Genomic DNA, 501 nt, shown 5'->3' on the forward strand with positions numbered 1-501 from the left:
CGACGAACCGGGCTTCGATCGCTGACGGGTCGTGCTTGATCCGGTGGTAACGACCGGGTTCCGCGCGGCTCAGTTCCAGCCGGTTCAGCGTGCTCTTGCCTGCCAGCGGCGCGCACCTGGCACGGCGCGCGTCCAGCTTGCCAGCCAGTATCGCCAGGACCGGATCGTGTCGGAGGTGGTCGTGATCGACCAGATCCTCATACCCCAGTGCAATCCCCGCCACGCGCTGGAGCACCAGGGCGCGAATATCATGCTCGACAAGATGTGCGGCACGGGTATCCGTGAAGCAGCAAGCAAACCGCTCCGTCAGACCGATCGCCCGGTCCGCCGCCCCCAGCAGCAGGGCGCCCGCGTCCGACGTGATCGTCCCGCCCGCGAAATCCGCTACGATCCGACGCCCGGAAACCTCTCCAAAAGCCAATTGGCCTGCGCTACACTCTGTCTGCATCGGGTCTCTGGCCTCGCTCGCGGATTTTCCTTTTCCAACAAGAACTTTCGCCG

At 64.9% G+C, this 501-nt stretch carries 1 protein-coding gene; it reads right to left on the minus strand.

The features are described 5' to 3' along the window. A partial coding sequence (locus HLH25_RS19955; RefSeq protein ID WP_182975739.1) for a transposase occupies positions 1-448 on the minus strand: 448 nt, incomplete at its 3' end. Positions 449-501 lie beyond the last annotated feature (53 nt).

This window comes from Gluconacetobacter dulcium, from assembly GCF_014174165.1.
GTDB classification, from domain to species: domain Bacteria; phylum Pseudomonadota; class Alphaproteobacteria; order Acetobacterales; family Acetobacteraceae; genus Gluconacetobacter; species Gluconacetobacter dulcium.